We start from the raw sequence: 5,693 nt of genomic DNA, 5'->3' as shown, positions 1-5,693 counted from the left end.
GCCCAGCACCCCGCCGTAGAAGGTCTTGGCCAGTTCGGCATCCGGTACCTGGAAGGTGAAGTAGTTGGCTTCCCCGTGCCGGGGCCCGGTTTCGCCAGCGGGCGTCCGTGCCGGGGCCTGGGCGACGATCCACCGCTGGCCGAACGGGTCGCGCAGCGCCCCGCTGCGGCCGTATCCGCTGTCCTGGACCGGTCGCAGCACCTCGGCACCCCGTGCCACCGCCCGCGCCACCGCATCGTCCACATCGGACAGTTCGATGCGGATCGAGGCGCCGGCGGGCGCGGCCCGGTGCCCGATCTCCGGTGCCTCGTCGGCCAGCATCAGCACGGCATCGCCGATCGCCAGTTCGGCGTGCCCGATCGTGCCGTCGGGCATGACGATCGGATCGCCACGGCGGGTCGCGCCGAACACTTCGACGTAGAAGTCCAGTGCGTGCCGGGCATCGGGCACCGCCAGGTACGGGGTCAGGGAGCGCACTTCGGCCCTCGCCGGCGTTTCGGTCGTGGTCATTCCTCGTGCTCCTTCCGGTTCTCCTTGCAGCACGGCGCGGCGTAACCGCTCCCGCAGTCCGGTGGCGAACCGGGGATCGGGCTCGATCGGCCGGGCCTGCCCGAGGAGGGCATGGAGGTCGGCGAACGGATCAGCCATCACTGCCCTCCTTTTCCCGGTAAGCCGCGCGGAACGCGGACCTGGCCCGCACCAGCAGCGCCTCCGTGGCGTGCACGGTGCGCCCGAGCAGGCGGGCCACCTCCGGAACTCCCAGTCCGTCCACATAGCGCAGGACCAGTGCACTCCGGTGATGGGCACCCAGTTCGTCGAGCACCTGTCTGGCCATCAGCGCGTCCAGTTGCCCGTCCCAGGGATCGGTGGTCTCGACCTCCTGCTCGTGGACGAGCCGCAACCCGCGCTCCTCGCGTTCCCTGCGGCGCCAGTGGTCGGCCAGCTTGTGCCGGGCCACTCCGATCAGCCAGGCGGTGCTGACCGGCGGTGCCTCCGGCCGTCGGCAGGCGGTGACCGCACCGAGGAAGGTCTCCGAGGTGAGCTCCTCGGCGACGGTCGGGTTCCCGCACCGCGACAGCAGGTACCCGTAGACCTCCGGCAGCGCGGTCTCGTACAGACCGAGCAGTTCGAAGGCCGGGTCCGGTTGCACCCGCGGTTCGCTCACATCCCCATCGTCGTCCGGGAGGCCACCGCTCCGACGGGTTTGCCCGGATTTTTCACGCGCGGGGGTCGGGCAGCCGGTTCGCGGCCAGCGCGATCCCGGCGATCAGCAGTGCCTGCACCCCGGTGACGGTGAGCAGCGCGCCCTCCAGCCCACCGGTGGCGAGACTGGCGAACAGGCTGCCGAGAGTAGCCACACCGAGCGCCAGCGAGGTCTGCTGCGTGGTGGTCAGCACCCCGCTGCCCACCCCCGCGCTCGCCGCGGGCACCCGCGAGAGGATCAGCCGGAACATGGTCGGCGCGGTCAGGCCCTGGCCCGCCCCGCAGAGCAGGGTGCCCGGCGCGAGATCGGCGACGTCGAGGTTCGGCCACGCCATCAGCACGGTCGCGAGCAGGGTGAGCAGACCGAGCAGTTGAACGGTCGTGCCCAGGATGACGACGCGGTGCCCGTACCGCCGCACCAGCCTGCTACTGCTCAGCGAGGTGACCAGGAAGGCCAGCGCGAGCGGGGTCAGGGCGAGGCCGGAACCGAGCGGGCCGAGGTGCAGGCCGTCCTGCAGGGTCAGCGCGTAGACGAACATGAAGCCGCCGAACGAGGTGAAGAACGGGATGGCGATGCCAAGGCCGTGGCGCATGCTCGGCACGCGCAGCACCGACATCGGGAGCAGCGGCGCGCCACCGGCCTGTTCCATCCGGCGTTCCGCTCTCACGAACGCGGTCGCGGCGAACGGGAAGGCGGCGAGCAGCAGCCAGCACCACAGCGGCCAGCCGAGCGTCCGGCCCTCCATCAGCGGGACCAGCAGGGTGAGCAGTGTGAGGCCGAGCAGCGCGGTGCCGGCGCGGTCCACCCCCACCGGGTCGGTGGCACGGGTCTCGGGCAGCGTCCGCCGGGCCAGCAGCAGTCCCAGCAGCCCGATCGGCACGTTGACCAGGAAGACCGGCCGCCAGCTGGTGCCGCCGATGTCCGCCGACACCAGGACCCCGCCGAACAGCTGGCCGATCACCATCGCGATCCCGCCGGTGGCGCCGTAGTAGCCCAGGGTCCGGGCCCGCTGCTCACCCGAGGTGGTGGCCTGGATGATCGACAGGACCTGCGGCACCATCATGGCCGCGGCGCCACCCTGCGCCACCCTGGCCGCCACGAGCACGGTCGCGTCCGGCGCCAGCCCGCACACCAGCGAGGTGAGGGTGAACGCGGCCAACCCGGCGGTGAACAGGCGGCGGCGGCCGAACACGTCGCCGAGCCGCCCGCCCACGACGAGCAGCAGTGCGTAGGCGATGGCGTACCCGGCGACGATCCATTCGAGTGCGGTGGTGGAGGTCTTCAGATCGCTGTGGATGGTCGGCAGCGCGACGTTGACGATGAACATGTCGATCGGGGCGAGTGCGGCACCCAGGAGCACCGTGGCCAGCCCGGCCCGGCTCAACGCCGGAGTCGCCGGCGCCGCGAGGGTGGTGGTGGTCGTCATGAGTACCAGGTTCGGGCGCCGTCCAACCTGGTACCAGGAGCCTGCTTATCCAGGTATCGGCACTACCTGGTAACCGTCTCGGCGGTGTGCGACAGTGTCATCATGACCGGCACCCTGACCACCGCCGCACCGGAGCGGCCCGACGTCATCCGCCGCCGGGAACTCGCCGCGTTCCTGCGCAGCCGCCGCGAGCGCATCACCCCCGAACAGGTCGGCCTCCCGTCCTTCGGCCGCCGGCGCACCCCGGGATTGCGCCGCGAAGAGGTCGCGCAGCTCGCCGGGGTCGGCGTCACCTGGTACACGTGGCTCGAACAGGGCCGCGACATCAACGCTTCCGAACAGGTACTCGAGGCCATCGCGACCACTCTGCGGCTCGACCCGTACGAGCGCTCCCACCTGTTCACCCTCGCCGGGCTGGGCGAGCCGGTCGTGGCCAAGGAGTGCAAGGCCGTCTCGCCCGGCATCCGCGCGATGCTCGACAAGCTCGATCCGTTCCCCGCCGCCGCGTACAACGGCCGCACCGACATCCTCGCCTACAACCGCGCCCACAACTGGCTGTTCGAGGTCGACGAACTGCCGTTCGAGGAGCGCAACTCGCTGCTGCAGCTGTGCACGAACCCGAAGTGGCACGCGCGGCTGCCCGGCTGGGAGGACGGCGTGGCGCGGTCGGTGGCGCAGTTCCGGGCCGTGATGGCCGAGCACGTGGGGGAGCCGAGTTTCAAGAAGCTGGTCAAACGGCTGCGTGAGGAATCGCCGCTGTTCGCGCGGGCGTGGGAGCAGCACGACGTGCAGCCGATGCGCAATCTCAGCAAGCACTTCCTGCACCCCGAGGCCGGTCTGCTCAGCTTCGACTACACGCACCTGTGGTTCGGTCGCCGCTCCGAGATCCGGCTGACCACCTACACCCCCGCCGACGCGGAAACCGAAGCGAAGCTGCGCTGCCTGGACCTAACGCCGGGGACGTAATCGGACGGCCGCTTTCGGACGGACGCGCACCGGGCCGGAGTGCCGTAGCTTTTCAGGCGTGTGGCGAGGAAACGGGCGGGTGCCGGCCCCGTGCGATGTCCTGCTGACGGTCGTGCCGATGGCGCTGGTCCTCGGCGTGACGACCGCGGCGGGGCATTTCCAGCACGCCCGGCATCCGCTCGACCCGCTCGGCTACGCCTGGCTGGTGACCGCCGCCCTGCCGTTGCTGGTGTCGCGGCGGTTCCCGCTCCCGGTGTTCCTCGTCGTCGCCGGGCTGACCTTCGCCTACTACTGGTCGGCCTACCCGAGCGGGCCCGCGATGCTACTGCCCACCGTCGCGCTGTTCACACTGACCAGGGTGCGGGGGCCGGTGGTGGCCGGTATCGCCGGGACCGTGGCACTGGCCGTGCCGTTCCTGGCGCATCTGATCGTGAATGCAAGCGCTCTCTTCGACGCGCGCGCCGCGCTGGTCATCGCGTGGCTGGCGGCAGTGCTGGGCATCGGGACGGCTGTGCGCAACCGGGTCGCGGCGATCCAGGCGGCCCGCGAGCGCACCGCCGAACACCGGGAGCGCCTGGCCGAGTCGGAGCGGCTGCGGATCGCCCGCGAGGTGCACGACGTGGTGGCCCACAGCCTGGCCATGATCAACGTGCAGGCCGGGGTGGCGGCGCACGTCGCCGACCGCCGTCCCGAACAGGCGATCGAGGCCCTGCGGGCGATCAAGGAGGCGAGCGCCGCCGCACTGGCCGACCTGCGCGCCACCGTCGCGGTCCTGCGCTCCGGACAGGGGCTCGGCCCGGCGCCGAGCCTGCGCCAGCTCGACGAACTGCTCGACCACACCCGTGCCACCGGTCTGGACGTCCAGGTGCACGGATCTCCCGGGGAGCTCCCCGCGCCCGTGGACGGGGCCGCTTACCGGATCCTGCAGGAATCCCTGACGAACGTGGTGCGGCACGCGAACCAGCCGGGTCAGGTCCGGGTGACGTTCGCGCGGCGGGGCGGCACGCTGGAACTCGTGGTACGGGACGACGGCCGCGGTGCGACCGAGCCCAAGCCGGGCAACGGGTTGCGGGGTATGGGCGAGCGGGCGACGGCGCTCGGCGGAGACCTGACCGCGGGCCCCGTCGACGGCGGATTCGAGGTACGGGCGCTGCTGCCCGTCGAGGAGCGGACCGAGGGGGATTGAGGGGCGAATGCCGATCCGCGTGGTGCTGGCCGATGACCAGGCGCTGGTGCGCGCCGGGTTCCGCGTCCTGCTGGAAACCGAGGAGGGGTTCGAGGTCTGCGGCGAGGCCGGTGACGGCGCCAATGCCGTCGAACTGGCGCGGCGGCACCGGCCGGACGTGGTGGTGATGGACATCCGGATGCCCGGTGTCGACGGGCTCGAAGCCACCCGCCGCATCACCGCCGACGAGCAACTGGCCGCGGTGAGGGTGCTCGTGCTTACCACCTTCGACATCGACGCCTACGTCTACGAAGCGTTACGAGCCGGGGCGAGCGGATTCCTGCTCAAGGACACGGAGCCGGTCGAACTGCTGCGCGCGCTGCGCATCGTGGCGGCCGGGGAAGCGCTGCTCGCACCCACCGTCACCCGGCGGCTGATCTCGGAGTTCGTCGCCAGGCCGGAGAACCGGCGGGTCGACGCGCGGGCCGTGGAGCAGATCACCGAACGTGAACGCGAGGTGCTCGGCCTCGTCGCCGGCGGCCTGTCGAACGACGAGATCGCCGCGCAGCTGGTCATCTCCGCCGCCACCGCCCGCACCCACGTCAGCCGCATCATGACCAAGGTCGGTGCCCGCGACCGCGCCCAGCTGGTGGTCCTGGCCTACGAATCCGGCCTGGTCAAACCCCGCAACACGTAGTCCGCTTCTCGGCGGCGTCGGGGACTTCCGAAAAAGCCCTAGCGGCTGCGGAGGAGTTGCCAGGTTATCCGCACGAGGAACACGGTCCCGGCGAGGCCGGCCAGGCCGATGCCCATCCACATGTCGTACCTCCCTTCGCACGTGATCCTCTGTCCGGAAGACGCGCGAAGGGGGGAGCCGGTCGGGGTGCCGGGGAGAAAAGCCACCGAAGTGTGACCCCCGCCCCGGCCCCGTC

6 protein-coding genes are annotated in these 5,693 nt (G+C 71.4%); 3 read left to right on the top strand and 3 right to left on the bottom strand.

Annotated elements, in window-relative coordinates:
• From FNH05_RS30535 to FNH05_RS30525, 3 genes are all read right to left on the bottom strand, one after another.
• Window positions 1-648, bottom strand: a 648-nt coding sequence (locus FNH05_RS30535; RefSeq protein WP_144592317.1) for a VOC family protein, incomplete at its 3' end; no start/stop codon positions are given.
• Complete coding sequence (locus FNH05_RS30530) at window positions 641-1,165, bottom strand: RNA polymerase sigma factor (protein ID WP_144592316.1); 525 nt, start codon at window positions 1,163-1,165, stop codon at window positions 641-643. The genes FNH05_RS30530 and FNH05_RS30535, both read right to left, overlap by 8 nt.
• A gap of 52 nt (window positions 1,166-1,217) precedes the next feature.
• Entirely contained in the window at window positions 1,218-2,630 is a 1,413-nt protein-coding gene (locus FNH05_RS30525; protein WP_144592315.1) for an MFS transporter, read from the bottom strand.
• Between the two features lie 102 nt (window positions 2,631-2,732).
• On the opposite strand from FNH05_RS30525, the gene FNH05_RS30520 reads away from it, so the two are divergent.
• From FNH05_RS30520 to FNH05_RS30510, 3 genes are all read left to right on the top strand, one after another.
• Entirely contained in the window at window positions 2,733-3,596 is an 864-nt protein-coding gene (locus FNH05_RS30520) for a helix-turn-helix transcriptional regulator (protein ID WP_144592314.1), read from the top strand.
• A gap of 118 nt (window positions 3,597-3,714) precedes the next feature.
• A complete protein-coding gene (locus FNH05_RS30515) occupies window positions 3,715-4,782 on the top strand; it encodes a sensor histidine kinase (protein ID WP_144592318.1) in 1,068 nt (355 codons plus the stop codon).
• A 7-nt stretch (window positions 4,783-4,789) separates the two neighbouring features.
• On the top strand, window positions 4,790-5,458 hold the full coding sequence (locus FNH05_RS30510) for a response regulator (protein WP_144592313.1): 669 nt from the start codon (window positions 4,790-4,792) through the stop codon (window positions 5,456-5,458).
• Window positions 5,459-5,693 lie beyond the last annotated feature (235 nt).

The sequence above is a fragment of the Amycolatopsis rhizosphaerae genome (genome assembly GCF_007713715.1).
Lineage (GTDB): Bacteria > Actinomycetota > Actinomycetes > Mycobacteriales > Pseudonocardiaceae > Amycolatopsis_E > Amycolatopsis_E rhizosphaerae.
This window is presented reverse-complemented; position numbering and strand designations above follow the sequence as displayed.